This window comes from Streptomyces cathayae (assembly GCF_029760955.1).
Classification (GTDB): Bacteria; Actinomycetota; Actinomycetes; order Streptomycetales; family Streptomycetaceae; genus Streptomyces; species Streptomyces cathayae.
In genome coordinates, this window is sequence record NZ_CP121682.1 from 4,227,449 (window position 1) to 4,242,579 (window position 15,131).

The following is a 15,131-nucleotide window of genomic DNA, read 5'->3' on the forward strand; positions in this document are numbered from 1 at the left end:
AGCCCCTACCTTCGAATGCCGGTGGCGAACGGGAGTGTGTTCACGAAGGCGCGGTGGTGCTCGCGGTCGCACCACTCCAGCTTCAGGTACGACTTTCCGGCCGAGGCCCGGATGGTCCGCTTGTCGCGGGCCAGCGCCTCGGGATTGCGGGAGGAGACGGTGATGTAGCCGACGAGGTTGACGCCGGCCGCGCCGCTGGCGAGGTCCTCGCCGCGCTGGTCGAGCCGGCCGTGCGCGGCGATGTCGCGCGGGTCGACCGTGCGGTTCATCTTCGCGGCGCGGGACGCGTCGGCCTCGTCGTTGGTCTTCTCCGTCAGCATGCGCTCGATGGCGACCTCGGTGGGTTCCAGGTCCATCGTGACGGCGACGGTACGGATCACGTCCGGGGTGTGGACGAGGAGCGGCGCGAGGAAGTTGACGCCCACCGGGGTCATCGGCCACTCCTTGATCCAGGCCGTGGCGTGGCACCAGGGGGCGCGGGTGGAGGACTCGCGGGTCTTGGCCTGGAGGTAGGTGGGCTCCATGGCGTCCAGCTCGGCCGGCCAGGCGTTGCGCTTGGTCATCGCCTGGATGTGGTCGATGGGGTGGTCCGGGTCGTACATGGAGTGGATCAGCGAGGACAGCCTGCTCTGGCCGAGCGGCTGCCGTACGCGGATGTCGGCCTCCTGGAGCCGGGAGCAGATGTCGGTCAGCTCACGGGCCATGACGACGGCCAGCCCGGCGTCCCGGTCCACCTTGCGGCGGCTCTGGGTGCGCATCGCGCGGGCCATCGCGTTGGCCTCGGAGGCCAGATCACGCGTGTAGTGCATGCAGGCGACGAGATAGGCGCGGTGCTGTTCGCTGCTGGTCGACACCATCGACTGCAGCTGGTCGTACGACTGCTGGAGCCACGGGGGTGCCTTCTCGTCCCCGCGCAGGGAGACGTCCTTGGCGTGCGCGTCGGGGTCGGCGGGCAGGGTGCGGGCGAGCATCTGGATGCGGGTCACGAAGCCGTCGCCGTTCGCCACGTGCTTGAGCAGCGTGCCGAAGCGGTCGACGAGCGCCTCCTGGTCCTCGGAGTCGCGCAGCCCCACGCCGGGGCCCTCGATCTCGATGGCCGCGGTGACCGTCTTGCGGTCCGCGTGCAGCTGTACGGCGATCTCGTCGGGCCCGAAGGGGGCGGCGAGCCAGGTGATCCGCCCGATCCCGGGCGGCGGCCCGACCTCGACCTCCCGGCCGTCCAGCCGGGTGCCCGCTTCCACGACACCCGAGCGGTACGTCGTGCCCTGGCGCACGCTCCGCCGGTAGCTCCGGTTGATCTCGAACCACTTGTAGAACGTGCGGCCCCGGTACGGCACGTACACGGCGGCCAGCGCGATCATCGGGAGGCCCGCGAGCAGCACGATCCGCAGGGACAGCACGGGGACGAGGAGACCGGCCATCATGCCGAAGAACGCGCCCAGGACGATCAGCGCGATCTCCCCGGTCTCCCGATTGCGGCCGACGATCGCGTTCGGCCGGGCCCGGCCGATCAGATACGTACGGCGGGGCGTGACCGGATGGGACAGGTGGGAATCGGTCGTCAACGCCCTTCACCTCCCGTGCTGTTGGTACTGCTGCTGTTGCTCCGGCCGGCGTGCGGTGTGGCCACCGGGCTGCCCGAGCGGGGTGCGGGTGCGGCAGGTGCGGCGGAGGGGACAGATCCGCTGCCACCGTTCGAGGGGCGCGAGCTGTGCGCGGCGACTCCGCCGGAGGCGGGGTTGGAGGGGCGCGCGCCGCCGGACGACGAGGACTGGCCGCCCCCGTGGCTGTCGGCGCGGGTGCTGTGGGTCTTGATGCCCTGCGCGACCATGGTCGCGGGGGAGCTCATGACCGCGGCGGCCTTGCTCTCGGCGCCCTGCATGATGCGGTTGTTGCGGGAGTTGGCGATCTCGTCGCCGAAGCCCGGCACGAAGCGGTAGATCATCGCGCTGGCGAAGATGGCCAGCAGGATGATCGCCAGACCCGACACCACGGCGGAGAACGCGTTGGGCCCGTCGTCGGAGGACAGCGCGCCCGCCAGGCCCAGCACGATGACGATGACCGGTTTCACCAGGATCACCGCGATCATGATGCCCGCCCAGCGCCGGACGTGCCCCCACAGGTTCTTGTCGACCAGCCCCGCGTACACGACGGTGCCGAGCAGCGCGCCCACGTAGAGCAGGGCCGCGCGGATGACCAGCTCCAGCCACAGGACGCCGGCCGCGAGGATCGACACCAGCGAGACGATGATCAGCATGATCGGGCCGCCGCCGATGTCCTCGCCCTTCTCCAGGGCGCCCGCGAACGTGCCGAAGAACGTGTCCGTCTGGTTGCCCGTCGCCGTCGCCAGGACGTCGGTCACGCTGTCCGTGGCCGACACGACGGTGTAGAGGATCAGCGGGGTGAACGCCGAGGCCAGCACCGTGAGCCAGAGGAAGCCGATGGCCTCCGAGAGGGCGGTCGTGAGGGGGACGCCTCGTACGGCCCGCTTGGCGACGGCCAGCAGCCACAGCAGGAGCGTCAGGATCGTCGAGGCGGCGAAGACGACGGCGTACTGCTGGCGGAACGTCGGGTTGGTGAAGTCCACGGCGGCCGTCTCGTCGACGGCGTCGCTGAGCTTCTTGATGGTCCAGGAGGCGGCGTCGGCGCAGCCCCTTGCCAGGGCGGCGAGGGGGTCGAGGGCGGTGGTGGGGTCGCTGAGGCTGCCGGCTCCGCTGGACCCGCCGGATCCTCCGCCCTCGCCGCGTTCGCAGTAGTCCTTGGCAGGCCCGACGATGAGGTCGCAGTTGTTGTCCGACGGGGTCGGTGACGGAGTGGGGGCCGCGACGGCCCGGGTGGCCAGCAGCAGGACTGCGGCTTGAGCGGCTGTGACGATGGCGGCGACTTTGAGTACGCGGCGTTGGCTACCGGGCATAGGTGAAGCCTCCGTACTCCTTGACGGCTTTGGCCATCTCCTCGGCGGTGGACGCCTTGTCGTCTCCCGGAACGGGCGCGGGGCCGTCCTTCTGAGAGAAGCTGTCGATCTTCCAGTCGCCATCCGCCCAGTGCAACTGGAGGGTCATGGTGAACCAGTCGCTGGTGACCGGGTTGGTCGTGCTCTCACCGGTGGTGCCGAACACGCCGGAGCACCAGACCTCGACGGCGGTGGCTGCGTCCGAGTAGTTCGTGACCTTCGTTCCGACCGGCATGGTGCGCGAGACGTAGGTGCTGCCCGGGGCCGCTTCGCCCTTCTCGTCGAGACCGATGTTGCTCAGGAACTCCTTGCTGTACGCCTTGTTGAACCGGTCCTCCAGGGAGGCCTGTTTGTCGGCGACGAAGAGCTGCTGGACGATCCTGCTCCGCTGAGCGGGCTTGAGGATGTCGGCCGAAACCAGCGTCACCGCGTAGTTCGCCGCCGCGCTCTCCGCGCCCTGGCGGTTGTGGGCGAAGCCTGAGGGGATGCCTGCCGTTTTCGACTGGACCGGCTTCTCCCCGGAGGGGGCCGTCGCGGCCGCCTTCGGGGAGTCGTCGGTCTCGTCCGATGGCAAATCGTCTCCTCCACGGTTCGCGAAGGCGATCGCGGCGATCAGGAGCACCACCACGCCGACCACCGTGACCAGGCTGCGCGACGACGTACGGCCACCTCTGCGCCCACCGGCGTACGGGCTGACGTCCGCCTCCGGCAGGCGGGTGTGGGTCTGGCCCGTACCGCCGTACCCGCCGGAGCTCCCGTGTTCGTCTCCGAGACTCATGCCGCGTACGCCCCCTCAGCGTCGTGCGGAAACACCTCGTACTCCGCGTACTCCTTGTACGACGGTAGCCGTGCTGGTCCCCGCGCGGGCGCGGTGTTATGAGTCGACATCAGGGAAACGCAACCTCAGCCGGTGGGCGCGACGGGCGGGTGGGGTGGAAGGAGAGGCCGGACGGGCCCGGTCGGAGGCATGGGGGTCCCCTACACGGCCATTCCGTACACGATGGTGAACACCGTGCCCAGAGAGCCGATGATGAAGACCCCTGTCAGGCCCGCGATGATCAGGCCCTTGCCCTGCTCCGCGCTGAAGGTGTCGCGCAGCGCCGTCGCGCCGATGCGCTGCTTCGCCGCTCCCCAGATGGCGATGCCCAGGCAGATCAGGATGGCGAGCGCCATGACCACTTCGATCATGACCTTGGCCTCGTTGCCCAAGCTGCCGAAGGGGCCCCAGTCGGGAGCGATCCCGCCGATGATGGTGTTGATGTCTCCCTCGTCGGCCGCAAAGAACATGTAAGTCACCGCCCCTGTCGGGTCGTTCCGTGCCCTCTGCGGGCATGCAGAGGTCAGGCCTCATTGTCGCCGACGATGACGCCGTCGGACGTCGACTCGGCGTCATTAGTTGGCGGGTTTCGTATGAAGAAAGCTTCTCACCGGCGCGCGCCGGTCCCCGGGAGGGGAGCGAGCCGATGAGTGATGAGTCGTATCGTCACTCTGTGTATCACGGTTGGGCCACGAAATGGTCGAACTCACCCGCGCGTACGCCGAGGACGAAGGTGTCCCACCGGTGTCGGTCCGTGGTGACGGTGGTCCCGGGGGTCGCGTCGGCGTGGATGCGGACGGTGAGGTCGTCGTCGACGGTCACGTCGATGGCGGTGGGCCGGTGGGCGGTCACCTCCCGTTCCCCCTTGAGCACCTGAAGGAGCCTCAGGAAGTCGTCCGGCGTGGCGGTGAGTATCGCTCCGCTGGGATCGGCGGACTCGGTCATGTGGATGGCCGCCCGGGGAGCGGTGGTGGCTGCGACGTGTATGCAGGATTCGCCTTCGCCGCAGTACGAGGACTTCTGCCAGTGGGGCATGGGAGTGACTGCCTCTCAGATGGACTGGATGATGCGGTGGATGAGGGCCCGGGACTCGATCTCGATCAGGCTGAGGGCCAGCAGACGATCGAGGACCTTGCGGTACTTCTCCAGCTGGGCGTCGGCATCCAACAGGGCGATGCCGTGGGACTGGTCGAGTTGGACGGTGTCGAGCGGCGGCACGGGGCCGTGCACGTAGTAGATCGGCTGTCCGGCTCCGGGAAAGCCGCCCGCGTCGAAGGGGATGACGTGGATCGAGATGTTGGGGTGCTCGCTCATCTTGAGCAGGTGCTTGAGCTGCCGCTTGGCCACATCCCGCCCGCCGAACCTCATCTGCAGGGCCGCCTCGTGAATGATCGCCTGGTAGGGGACCGGCTGCTGGCGGAAGATGACGGCTTGGCGCTTGATGCGGAACGAGGTCCGGTGTTCCACATCAGGGGGTGACAGGTCGGGGACGACCTGGAGGAACACCTCGCGGGCGTGGTCCATCGTCTGCAAGAGGCCCGGAATGCCGGAGGTGTGGGCAGTGCGCAGGGCGGTGCCGTGGTGTTCCAGCTCGGCCAGATCCAGCAGACCCGACGGCAGGATGTCCCGGTACTCCTCCCACCAGCCGCGTCGGCGCTCGCCGGTCATCGCGGCGAGCCCTTCGACGAGGTCCTTGTCGGGGCAGTCGTATTGGCAGGCCAGAGTGCGCACGCGATCGGCGCTGACTGGCTGTCGTCCTGACTCCATGTTGCTGACCTGGGCTTGCTTGGTCCCTAGGAGTTGTGCGGCCTCCGTCGAGGTCAGGCCGGCGCGCTCGCGCAGTTTGCGCAGCTCAACACCGAAGCGGCGCTGCCGGGCAGTGGGGTTGGTTCTCGCGGGCATGCCCGTCGCTCCTCCGTACCACTCGTCACCCACACAGGTGGAAAGAGTAGTTATAGCTCCGATCGGGACGAAGAAAATAGTCCCTGACTGCTAGCTTCCTTCGTGGCGCCCCACCCCAGAAGTGCACTGGTCGACGGATCGGCATGCCACTGGGGAGCAACCGTACGCAATCCTCCAACTTCCCACGGTGATCGGAGACTTCCATGCCCACCGTAAACCCGCCCTGGTCGTACGTTCTTCAACTCCCGCACGACCCCCGTGCTCCGCGCATCGCGCGGGTCACCCTGCGGACCGTGCTGGGGGCGCACGGCCTCGCCGAGCTCGTGCCCACCGCGGAGCTGGTGGCCGCCGAACTCCTCGCCAACGCCCATGTGCACACCACCGGCCCCTACGCCCTGCGGCTGCGCGCCGCCGAGGACGGGCGGCTGCGGATCGGGGTGTGGGACACCGACCCGCGGGTGCCTCCCGGGTTCGGTGAGGGGGCACCGCTCGACGTGCCGCCGGACGAGGCGGAGAACGGGCGGGGGCTGCCGCTGGTGCGGGCCTGCGCGTCCTCGTGGGGTGTGGGGGCGCTGACCGGGGGGAAGGTCCTGTGGGCGGAGTGCGGCTGATGCCGTGCGTCCTGTCCCACGCGGCACAGGTGTTCCCGTCCCTCCCGTGATCACCCCGGAGAGGGGCGGGCGCCTCTATGCTGACGTGACGCTGACGTGGGCAGCGGACTCCGGGACGGCGAGGGGCGGTTGACGGTGCGTAAGGCCTGGATCGCGGCAGGCGTCGCTGTGGGTTCCGCGCTCGCCTTCGTCATGGTGCTCGCCGTCGGCGTCTTCGTCGTCGCGGGGAACCTCGCGGGCGGGGCCGGCGGAAGTGCCGCCAAGACGCTGGCGAAGGGGACCGTGCCGGCCGCGTACCAGGCCCTCGTGCAGAAGTGGGGCAATCTCTGCCCGGCCATCAACCCGGCGCTGCTCGCCGCGCAGTTGTACCAGGAGAGCGGGTTCAACCCGAGGGCGCAGAGCCACGCGGCGGCGCAGGGCATCGCCCAGTTCATCCCCGGCACCTGGGCCACCCACGGTGTCGACGGGGACGGCGACGGCGACCGGGACGTATGGGACCCGAACGACGCGATTCCCTCGGCGGCGACGTACGACTGCGCCCTCGCGGGCTATGTGAAGGACGTGCCGGGGAATCTGACCGAAAACATGCTGGCCTCGTACAACGCCGGGGCGTACGCGGTCATCAAGTACAGCGGTGTGCCGCCGTACAAGGAGACGCAGAACTACGTCAAGCGCATCCTCTCGCTGGAGGAGAGCTTCGCCGCGCCGGTCGGCCGGGTCGACCCCTCCAGGCAGGCCGCCGGGGCCATCGACTACGCGCAGAAGAAGCTCGGCACGCTCTACCTCTGGGGCGGTAACGGCACCGCTGACCAGGGAGGACGCTTCGACTGCTCGGGGCTGACCAAGGCCGCGTACGAGAGCGTGGGGATCACGCTCCCGCGGGTGGCGAACGATCAGTACAACGCGGGACCGCACCCCGCGCGGGACGAACTGCTCCCCGGCGATCTGGTCTTCTTCTCGGACGATCTCACCGATTCCCGGGCCATCCGGCATGTGGGCATTTACGTCGGCGGTGGGTACATGATCGACGCGCCGCGTCCGGGTGCCGTGATCCGATTCGACCCGATCGACACACCTGACTACTTTGGTGCCACCCGCGTCACCGAAGATGGCGCGAAAGCACTCCCCACGACGGTCTGAGCGGTGCCTGAACCAGCCCCCTGAGCTGCGACGACGCATCTCTCTTCGATAACGTCTGAGTGATCATTCGATAGAGGGCGGAACGTATCGGCCAGGGCCGTGCGTTCCTGTTGTCGTAGCCGAACAGGCCAGCGGTTCTACACCACGGGGGTGGGGTAGCGGCGTACGCACGGTGCGCCGGAGGAAAGAGATGACGAAGGGGCCTCAGCACCATGGCTGGACTCGCAGATTCCGGGTCGAACCCCGACGTCGACCTGCTCTATGACATCAACGGCCTGGCGAAGGCCGCACCGCCGTGGTTCGACCACCTCATGGAGTTCGTGGGCGAGTTCGGCCTGCTGTTCGCCTTGTTGGGGATGCTGGTGTGGTGCTGGTGGGGCGTCAGGAAGCGGGGCGGCGAGGACGCGGCCCCGACCGTGGCCGCCCTGGTGTGGGCCCCGCTCGCGGCGGGCGTCGCGGTCCTGGTGAACGTGCCGATACGTGAGTTCGTGGAGCGGCGCCGGCCCTTCCTGGACCACGAGGGGCTCGAGGTCCTGGTCGACGGCAAGACCGACTACTCGTTCGTCAGCGACCACGCGACGCTCTGCATGGCGCTGGCGGTGGGGCTGTTCCTGGCCAATCGGCGGCTCGGGCTCATCGGCCTGGTGTTCGGGGTGCTGGGCGGGTTCATCCGGGTCTACATGGGGGTGCATTACCCGACGGACGTCGTGGGCGGACTCGCGCTCGGCACGGCCGTCGCGCTGCTGCTGTCGCCGCCCGCCATGGCGCTGCTGACCCCGCTGATGCGGGCGATCGAGCAGTCGCGGCGGGGGGCGTGGCTGATCAAAGGGGACGGGGCCGGGGCGCGGGTGAACCCCGGAGAGGCCCGGCAGTCCGGGCCGGGGGAGCGCGACCTGGCGGCGTAGCCCGCCGTCCCGTGTGATGTGTGACGTGTGTCACGAGGTGGAGTGGCCCCGGGGTGGTTCCCCGGTCAGGGTCACTCCACCGAGTGTTTCTGGGCGTCCGTACGGGCCTGGCTTCTGGCTCTCCTCGCGGGGCCGCGCCAGCCGCAGAGGCAGCGGGCGACGCAGAAGCGCCCCTGCTCGGAGGTGGTTGTCCTGTGTTCCTGGAGGCTTACCGGGGCTCCCTGCTGTTCCACGCGACAAAGGTACCGCTCCGGGTGTGTCTGCGTGACGGGGTCCCCCACCTGTCGTTAACCGGGAGGACAGACGGCCCGTGTCGGACATAGCGGGGGTAGGCGGAGCATGGCAGGACGGGAACTGCGGCGTGGGCGGGCCGGTGGTGCGGTCGTGGCCCTCGGGGCTGTCGGCTGTCTGCTGCTCGGCGGTCTCGCGGGGTGCGGCGGCAGGAGCGGGGCGGCGACCGGCGACTCGTCCGGGGGCTCGGCGGCGGTGGCGGTGGTGCGGGAGGCCGCGGACGCGCTGGTGGAGGCGGGCAGCTCCAAGGCGCGCACCTCGATGGAGATGGCCACCGGCGGTACCCGGGTGACCATCCGCGGGGAGGGCGTGTACGACTACCGGAAGCGGCTGGGGCGGCTGAAGGTGCTGTTGCCGCAGGATCCGTCCGGTACGTCGGTGCGCCGGCCCATCACCGAGCTGCTCGCTCCGGGCGCGCTGTTCATGAAGAACCGGGGCGCCGGGGTGCCCGCCGACAAGTGGGTGCGGGTGGACACCCGGACGCTGTCCGACGGGAACCTCGTCACCGGTGGCGTCACCGACCCGTTCGCCGCGGCCGAGCTGCTGCGCGGGACGCGGTCCGCGACCTTCGTGGGCAGGATGGAGCTCGCCGGGGCCGAGGTGCGGCACTACCGGGGCACAGCGGACCTGCGCGAGGCCGCGCGCGTCGCCTCCGAGGCGAACAAGGGGCCGCTGGGCGCGGCGGCGACCGGCTTCGCCACCGCCGAGGTCCCCTTCGACGTCTACCTGGACGGCGAGGGGCGCATCCGGAAGGTCCGCCACCGGTTCAGCTTCATGAACGGGGAGCGGGAGGAGCCGGTCGCGGTCGCCTCCACCACCCTCCTCTACGACTTCGGCGCCCCCGCCGACGTCCGCCTCCCGGAGCCCGCCGACATCTACGCGGGCCGGATCGCCGAGGAATGACCGGCGTGAACTAGCCCTTACGTGCCATGCGCGGGACGCGGGGTGCTGCCTACGCTAGGGAGCCTCTGCCCGTATGACGGTATGGATGAGGTGACGGGTGTGGCCCCGCTCGGTGGTGGGTTGGTTCGGGACTATGTGGCCCTCGCCGAGATCGAGTTGTGCGGAGAGCTGATCATCGCCGCCTCCGCCGCCCAGGGCCGGCTCAGCCTGGAGAGCATAGACAAGGTGCTGAAGGTGGCCGAGGTGTGCACGGAGCCGGGGGTCGGTCCGGCCGGTCCGCGCGGCTCACGTCCGTAGCATGCGGGCGATCGCCTGGGTCGCTTCCTTCACCTTGGCGTCGATCTCGTCGCCGCCCTTGAGGGCCGCGTCGGCGACGCAGTGGCGCAGGTGCTCCTCCAGCAGTTGCAGGGCGAAGGACTGCAGCGCCTTGGTGGAGGCGGACACCTGGGTGAGTATGTCGATGCAGTAGACGTCCTCGTCGACCATGCGCTGCAGGCCCCGGATCTGGCCCTCGATGCGGCGCAGGCGCTTGAGGTGTTCCTGCTTCTGGTGGTGGTAGCCGTGGATGCCCCGGTCGTGGTCGGTGACGAGGGCCGTGGGGTCGGCCGCCTCGGTCGCGTCCGTGGTGTCCGTCGCGACCGTCGCGTCGGCGGTGTCCGTCGCGACCGTCGCGTCGGCGGTGTCCGTCACGTCCGTCACATCCGTCACGTCCGTGGTGTCCGTGGAGGAGGGCGCGCCGGCGCCGGTCCCGGTGGTCGTCATCGCGTCCTCCTGGTGCGGTGGCGGGCGAGATATACCCCTGGCGGGTATATGGTAGCGAACTTTGTTGGGTATAGGCACTGTGGCTGATGTCCACGGGCAGCAGCCGCGCCGCGGCCCCCGGACCGCCCCCGTGCCTGTTGCCCGAGACCGAATGGGTGACACTGGTGGACGGCCCGACAGTTGTGGCTGGATGGTGCGCCCGGCACCAGCCTCACCGAACCGATGCATCACGAGGACCCCACGTGCGCTTTCGTCTGACCCCCAGGGAGACGAGCTTCTACGACATGTTCGCCGCCTCCGCGGGCAACATCGTCACGGGCTCGAAACTCCTGATGGAACTGCTCGGGGCGGACGGCCCCGCCCGGGTCGAGATCGCAGAGCGTATGCGAGCCGCGGAACACGCGGGTGACGACGCCACGCACGCGATCTTCCACCAGCTGAACTCCTCGTTCATCACGCCCTTCGACCGCGAGGACATCTACTCCCTGGCCTCGTCCCTCGACGACATCATGGACTTCATGGAGGAGGCCGTCGATCTGGTCGTCCTCTACAACGTCGAGGAACTGCCCAAGGGCGTCGACCAGCAGATCGAGGTGCTGGCGCGGGCCGCCGAGCTCACGGCCGAGGCCATGCCGAACCTGCGGACCATGGACAACCTCACCGAGTACTGGATCGAGGTCAACCGCCTGGAGAACCAGGCCGACCAGATCCACCGGAAACTGCTGGCCCATCTCTTCAGCGGCAAGTACGACGCCATCGAGGTGCTCAAGCTGAAGCAGATCGTGGATGTCCTGGAGGAGGCGGCCGACGCTTTCGAGCACGTGGCGAACACAGTCGAGACCATCGCCGTCAAGGAGTCCTGAGCCCCTTCATGGACACCTTCGCTCTGGTCGTGACCATCGGGGTCGCGCTCTTCTTCACCTATACGAACGGCTTCCACGACTCGGCGAACGCCATCGCCACCTCGGTCTCGACCCGTGCGCTCACCCCGCGGGTGGCCCTCGCGATGGCCGCCATCATGAACATGGCCGGCGCCTTCCTGGGGTCCGGGGTGGCCAAGACGGTCAGTGAGGGGCTGATCCAGACCCCCGAGGGCGCGACCGGCATGGGGATCCTGTTCGCCGCGCTCGTCGGCGCGATCACCTGGAACCTCGTCACCTGGTACTTCGGACTGCCGTCCTCCTCCTCGCACGCCCTGTTCGGCGGCATGGTGGGGGCGGCGCTGGCCGGCGGGACGACCGTGTACTGGGACGGGGTGCTGGACAGCGTCGTCATCCCGATGTTCGTGTCGCCGATCGTCGGTCTGCTCGTCGGCTACCTGGTCATGACCGCGATCATGTGGATCTTCCGGCGGTCCAACCCGCACAAGGCCAAGCGCGGTTTCCGTATCGCGCAGACGGTCTCCGCGGCGGCCATGGCGCTCGGGCACGGTCTCCAGGACGCGCAGAAGACGATGGGCATCGTGGTGATGGCCCTGGTCATCGCGGACGTCGAGGAGTACGGCGATCCCATCCCGGTCTGGGTGAAGATCGCCTGTGCGGTGATGCTGTCGGCCGGTACGTACGCGGGCGGCTGGCGGATCATGCGGACGCTGGGCCGGAAGATCATCGAGCTGGACCCGCCGCAGGGGTTCGCGGCCGAGGCGACCGGCGCGTCGATCATGTTCGCCACGGCGTACCTGTTCAAGGTGCCGGTCTCCACCACGCATGTGATCACGTCGGCGATCATGGGTGTCGGGGCGACGAAGCGCATCAACGCGGTGCGGTGGGGCGTCGCCAAGAACATCATCCTGGGGTGGTTCATCACCATGCCCGCGGCGGCGCTGGTGGCGGCGGCCTCGTACGGGCTGGTCCATCTGGTGACCCTCCGGTAGCGCCGGAAAACGCTCGGGCCCGCCCCCACTACCGGGGGGCGGGCCCTTCGCGTCCTCACGGTGGCACCGCCATGCAGCACCGTGAGGGGTCTGTGATCAGCCGAAGCGGCCGGAGATGTAGTCCTCCGTGGCCTGGACCGACGGGTTGGAGAAGATGCGCTCCGTGTCGTCGAGCTCGATCAGCTTGCCCGGCTGGCCGACGGCCGCCAGGTTGAAGAACGCGGTGCGGTCGGAGACGCGCGCCGCCTGCTGCATGTTGTGCGTCACGATGACGATCGTGAACTGCTCCTTGAGGTCACCGATCAGGTCCTCGATGGCGAGGGTGGAGATCGGGTCCAGGGCGGAGCAGGGCTCGTCCATCAGGAGCACCTTCGGCTCGACCGCGATCGCGCGGGCGATGCACAGCCGCTGCTGCTGGCCACCGGAGAGGCCCGAGCCGGGCTTGTTCAGGCGGTCCTTGACCTCGTTCCAGAGGTTGGCGCCCCTCAGGGACTTCTCGACGATGCCGTCCAGCTCGGACTTCTTGTACTTGCCGTTCAGGCGCAGGCCGGCCGCCACGTTCTCGTAGACCGACATGGTGGGGAACGGGTTGGGGCGCTGGAAGACCATGCCGACCTCGCGCCGCACGGCGACCGGGTCGATGCCGGCGCCGTAGAGGTTCTCGTCGTCGAGCATGACCTTGCCCTCGACCCTGCCGCCGGGCGTGACCTCGTGCATGCGGTTGAGGGTGCGGAGGAAGGTCGACTTGCCGCAGCCGGACGGGCCGATGAAGGCCGTCACGGAGCGGGGCTCGACGGTCATCGAGATGTCCTCGATGGCGAGGAAGGAGCCGTAGTAGGCGTTGAGGCCGCTGATGTCGATGCGCTTGGCCATGTGGATCACTGCTTCTTTCGGGTCCGTGTCGCTGATGGCCGCGTCAGCGACCGGTCTTCGGGGCCTTCCAGCGGGCGATGCCGCGGGCCGCGAGGTTGAGGATCATGATGAACGCGATGAGCGTCAGGGCCGCCGCCCAGGCACGGTCGTAGGCCGGCTCGGAGCCGTTGTTGTACTGCAGATAGATGTACATCGGCAGCGACGCCTGAGGGCCGTCGAAGGGGTTGGCGTTGATGGTGGCCGTACCCCAGACCAGCAGCAGCACGGGAGCGGTCTCACCGGTGATGCGGGCGATGGCCAGCATGACGCCGTTGACGATCCCGCCGATGGACGTCGGCAGGACGACCTTCAGGATGGTGCGCCATTTGGGGATGCCGAGCGCCAGGGAGGCCTCGCGCAGCTCGTTCGGGACGAGCTTGAGCATCTCCTCGGTGGACCGGACGACGATCGGGATCATCAGGATGCACAGGGCGAGCGAACCGGCGAAGCCGGAGTAGCCCATGTCCAGCATGATGATCCACAGGCTGAGGATGAACAGGCCGGCGACGATCGACGGGATGCCCGTCATGACGTCGACGAAGTAGGTGACGGCCTGGGCGAGCTTGCCCCGCCCGTACTCGACCAGGTAGATCGCGGTCAGGATGCCGAGCGGGACCGAGATCAGGGTGGCGATGCCGACCTGCTCCAGGGTGCCGAGGATGGCGTGGTAGATACCGCCGCCGGGCTCCTGGTCGGCGACGACACCCATGGAGTGGGTGAGGAAGAAGCCGTCGAGGACCTTCACGCCCTTCTTGACCGTCTCCCAGATCAGGGAGGCCAGCGGGATGACGGCGATGATGAAGGAGACCCAGACCAGGCTGGTCGCGGTGCGGTCCTTCGCCTGACGCTTGCCCTCGACCACGGCCGACAGGGCGTAGGAGCCGAAGATGAAGAGGAGCGCGGCGATCAGCGCCCACTGGATGCTGCTGTGCAGGCCGGCCACGGTGCTGATGCCGAGGCCCAGCGCGATCGAGCCGGCGGCGACGGCGGCGGCGTACCACTTGGGGAGCCGGGCGCCGTGCAGGGAGCTCGCGGACTTGGGGGTGATGGTTGCGTGGCTCATGCGTTGGCCCCCGAGTACTCCTTGCGGCGGGCGATGATCAGGCGGGCGCCGCCGTTGACCACCAGGGTGATCACGAAGAGCACCAGACCGGACGCGATCAGCGCGTCCCGGCCCAGCGGGTTGGCCTCGTTGAACTTGCTGGCGATGTTCTGCGCGAACGTGCCGCCGCCCGTGTCGAGCAGGCTGAAGTTGATGTCGAAGGACGACGAGAGCACCATGGCCACGGCCATCGTCTCGCCGAGCGCGCGGCCGAGGCCCAGCATCGAGGCGGAGATCACGCCGGAACGGCCGAAGGGGATCACCGACATGCGGATGACCTCCCAGCGGGTGGCGCCCAGTGCGAGGGCGGCCTCCTGGTGCATCTGCGGCGCCTGCCGGAAGACCTCACGGCTGACGCTGGTGATGATCGGCAGGATCATCAGGGCGAGCAGGACGCCCACCGTGAACAGCGAGCGCGCCACGCCGCCGTTCCACTCGAAGAGGCCGGTCCAGCCGAGGTAGTCGTCCAGCCAGCCGTAGAGACCGCCCAGGTGCGGTACCAGCACGAGGGCTCCCCACAGGCCGTAGACGATGGACGGCACGGCGGCGAGCAGGTCGATCACGTATCCGATGAGGCCGCTGAGCCTGCGCGGGGCGTAGTGCGTGATGAACAGCGCGATGCCCACCGAGACCGGGACCGCGATGACCATGGCGATGATCGACGACACGACGGTGCCGTAGGCCAGTACCGCGATGCCGAACTCCGGCGGGTTGCCGCTGGGGTTCCATTCGAACGAGGTGAAGAAGTTGGCCTCGTTGCTGCCGAGCGCGATCACCGTGCGGTAGGTGAGGAAGGCCGCGATCGCGGCCATGAGCACCAGCACGAAAATGCCGGACCCCCGGGAGAGCCCGAGGAAGATCCGGTCACCGGGGCGGGTGGCGCCGCGGGCGGCGCGCTTCTGCTCGGCCGGCGGGGGGACGGGGGGTGGGGCGGTCTGTGTTGTGGATATGTCCATCAGG

17 protein-coding genes are annotated in these 15,131 nt (G+C 68.9%); 7 read left to right on the forward strand and 10 right to left on the reverse strand.

Translation table 11 applies throughout. From position 1 onward, the window contains the following. Positions 1-5: 5 nt before the first annotated feature. The 6 genes from PYS65_RS19265 to PYS65_RS19290 form a co-directional block, all read right to left on the reverse strand. Positions 6-1,565, reverse strand: a complete 1,560-nt coding sequence (locus PYS65_RS19265) for an SCO6880 family protein (protein ID WP_279335164.1) — start codon at positions 1,563-1,565, stop codon at positions 6-8. Continuing rightward, on the reverse strand, positions 1,562-2,914 hold the full coding sequence (locus PYS65_RS19270; RefSeq protein ID WP_279335165.1) for a hypothetical protein: 1,353 nt from the start codon (positions 2,912-2,914) through the stop codon (positions 1,562-1,564). Before PYS65_RS19270 ends, PYS65_RS19265 begins: the two co-directional genes overlap by 4 nt. Beyond that, entirely contained in the window at positions 2,904-3,731 is an 828-nt protein-coding gene (locus PYS65_RS19275; RefSeq protein ID WP_279335166.1) for a DUF8175 domain-containg protein, read from the reverse strand. The genes PYS65_RS19270 and PYS65_RS19275 overlap by 11 nt, the downstream gene beginning before the upstream one ends. A 200-nt stretch (positions 3,732-3,931) precedes the next feature. Next, on the reverse strand, positions 3,932-4,240 hold the full coding sequence (locus PYS65_RS19280) for a hypothetical protein (protein ID WP_042174769.1): 309 nt from the start codon (positions 4,238-4,240) through the stop codon (positions 3,932-3,934). Between the two features lie 208 nt (positions 4,241-4,448). Then, positions 4,449-4,805, reverse strand: a complete 357-nt coding sequence (locus PYS65_RS19285) for a DUF397 domain-containing protein (RefSeq protein WP_279335167.1) — start codon at positions 4,803-4,805, stop codon at positions 4,449-4,451. A 15-nt stretch (positions 4,806-4,820) separates the two neighbouring features. Then, positions 4,821-5,672 (reverse strand): helix-turn-helix domain-containing protein, encoded by an 852-nt coding sequence (locus PYS65_RS19290; protein WP_279335168.1) that lies wholly within the window; start codon positions 5,670-5,672, stop codon positions 4,821-4,823. 203 nt (positions 5,673-5,875) lie between these two features. On the opposite strand from PYS65_RS19290, the gene PYS65_RS19295 reads away from it, so the two are divergent. The 5 genes from PYS65_RS19295 (at position 5,876) to PYS65_RS19315 (ending at position 9,819) form a co-directional block, all read left to right on the forward strand. Beyond that, positions 5,876-6,283 (forward strand): ATP-binding protein, encoded by a 408-nt coding sequence (locus PYS65_RS19295; protein ID WP_279335169.1) that lies wholly within the window; start codon positions 5,876-5,878, stop codon positions 6,281-6,283. 129 nt (positions 6,284-6,412) lie between these two features. Further along, positions 6,413-7,423, forward strand: a complete 1,011-nt coding sequence (locus tag PYS65_RS19300) for a C40 family peptidase (protein ID WP_279338002.1) — start codon at positions 6,413-6,415, stop codon at positions 7,421-7,423. Between the two features lie 212 nt (positions 7,424-7,635). Beyond that, entirely contained in the window at positions 7,636-8,328 is a 693-nt protein-coding gene (locus tag PYS65_RS19305) for a phosphatase PAP2 family protein (RefSeq protein ID WP_279335170.1), read from the forward strand. Positions 8,329-8,667: 339 nt separating this feature from the next. Continuing rightward, complete coding sequence (locus tag PYS65_RS19310; RefSeq protein WP_279335171.1) at positions 8,668-9,522, forward strand: SCO4651 family lipoprotein; 855 nt, start codon at positions 8,668-8,670, stop codon at positions 9,520-9,522. Positions 9,523-9,603: 81 nt separating this feature from the next. Continuing rightward, complete coding sequence (locus tag PYS65_RS19315; protein WP_341483691.1) at positions 9,604-9,819, forward strand: hypothetical protein; 216 nt, start codon at positions 9,604-9,606, stop codon at positions 9,817-9,819. On the opposite strand, the gene PYS65_RS19320 is transcribed toward PYS65_RS19315, so the two are convergent. Next, a complete protein-coding gene (locus PYS65_RS19320; protein ID WP_279335172.1) occupies positions 9,808-10,284 on the reverse strand; it encodes a metal-sensitive transcriptional regulator in 477 nt (158 codons plus the stop codon). The two genes, PYS65_RS19315 and PYS65_RS19320, sit on opposite strands and share 12 nt — an antisense overlap. Positions 10,285-10,526: 242 nt before the next feature. Between PYS65_RS19320 and PYS65_RS19325 the strand changes: the two genes are divergently transcribed. Both PYS65_RS19325 and PYS65_RS19330 read left to right on the forward strand, forming a co-directional pair. Beyond that, a complete protein-coding gene (locus PYS65_RS19325; RefSeq protein WP_279335173.1) occupies positions 10,527-11,147 on the forward strand; it encodes a DUF47 domain-containing protein in 621 nt (206 codons plus the stop codon). Positions 11,148-11,155: 8 nt separating this feature from the next. Then, positions 11,156-12,157 (forward strand): inorganic phosphate transporter, encoded by a 1,002-nt coding sequence (locus PYS65_RS19330; RefSeq protein ID WP_279335174.1) that lies wholly within the window; start codon positions 11,156-11,158, stop codon positions 12,155-12,157. A gap of 96 nt (positions 12,158-12,253) precedes the next feature. On the opposite strand, the gene pstB is transcribed toward PYS65_RS19330, so the two are convergent. Genes pstB through pstC form a run of 3 tightly spaced genes read right to left on the reverse strand, consistent with a single transcriptional unit; the run spans position 12,254 to position 15,127 of the window. Continuing rightward, positions 12,254-13,030, reverse strand: coding sequence for a phosphate ABC transporter ATP-binding protein PstB (gene pstB / locus PYS65_RS19335; protein WP_279335175.1), 777 nt, complete (start codon positions 13,028-13,030; stop codon positions 12,254-12,256). Positions 13,031-13,073: 43 nt separating this feature from the next. Continuing rightward, the gene (gene pstA, locus PYS65_RS19340) at positions 13,074-14,132 is read right to left on the reverse strand and encodes a phosphate ABC transporter permease PstA (protein ID WP_279335176.1); all 1,059 of its coding nucleotides are present in this window, start codon (positions 14,130-14,132) and stop codon (positions 13,074-13,076) included. Beyond that, entirely contained in the window at positions 14,129-15,127 is a 999-nt protein-coding gene (gene pstC / locus PYS65_RS19345) for a phosphate ABC transporter permease subunit PstC (RefSeq protein WP_279335177.1), read from the reverse strand. The genes pstA and pstC overlap by 4 nt, the downstream gene beginning before the upstream one ends. Between the last annotated feature and the right edge of the window lie 4 nt (positions 15,128-15,131).

Bases quoted from the DNA above. Each gene is read 5' to 3' on its own strand.
- PYS65_RS19270 (WP_279335165.1), bottom strand. From the start codon at position 2,914: ATGCCCGGTAGCCAACGCCGCGTACTCAAAGTCGCCGCCATCGTCACA.
- PYS65_RS19275 (WP_279335166.1), bottom strand. From the start codon at position 3,731: ATGAGTCTCGGAGACGAACACGGGAGCTCCGGCGGGTACGGCGGTACG.
- PYS65_RS19280 (WP_042174769.1), bottom strand. From the start codon at position 4,240: ATGTTCTTTGCGGCCGACGAGGGAGACATCAACACCATCATCGGCGGG.
- PYS65_RS19285 (WP_279335167.1), bottom strand. From the start codon at position 4,805: ATGCCCCACTGGCAGAAGTCCTCGTACTGCGGCGAAGGCGAATCCTGC.
- PYS65_RS19290 (WP_279335168.1), bottom strand. From the start codon at position 5,672: ATGCCCGCGAGAACCAACCCCACTGCCCGGCAGCGCCGCTTCGGTGTT.
- PYS65_RS19295 (WP_279335169.1), top strand. From the start codon at position 5,876: ATGCCCACCGTAAACCCGCCCTGGTCGTACGTTCTTCAACTCCCGCAC.
- PYS65_RS19305 (WP_279335170.1), top strand. From the start codon at position 7,636: ATGGCTGGACTCGCAGATTCCGGGTCGAACCCCGACGTCGACCTGCTC.
- PYS65_RS19310 (WP_279335171.1), top strand. From the start codon at position 8,668: ATGGCAGGACGGGAACTGCGGCGTGGGCGGGCCGGTGGTGCGGTCGTG.
- PYS65_RS19315 (WP_341483691.1), top strand. From the start codon at position 9,604: ATGGATGAGGTGACGGGTGTGGCCCCGCTCGGTGGTGGGTTGGTTCGG.
- PYS65_RS19320 (WP_279335172.1), bottom strand. From the start codon at position 10,284: ATGACGACCACCGGGACCGGCGCCGGCGCGCCCTCCTCCACGGACACC.
- PYS65_RS19330 (WP_279335174.1), top strand. From the start codon at position 11,156: ATGGACACCTTCGCTCTGGTCGTGACCATCGGGGTCGCGCTCTTCTTC.
- pstB (WP_279335175.1), bottom strand. From the start codon at position 13,030: ATGGCCAAGCGCATCGACATCAGCGGCCTCAACGCCTACTACGGCTCC.
- pstA (WP_279335176.1), bottom strand. From the start codon at position 14,132: ATGAGCCACGCAACCATCACCCCCAAGTCCGCGAGCTCCCTGCACGGC.
- pstC (WP_279335177.1), bottom strand. From the start codon at position 15,127: ATGGACATATCCACAACACAGACCGCCCCACCCCCCGTCCCCCCGCCG.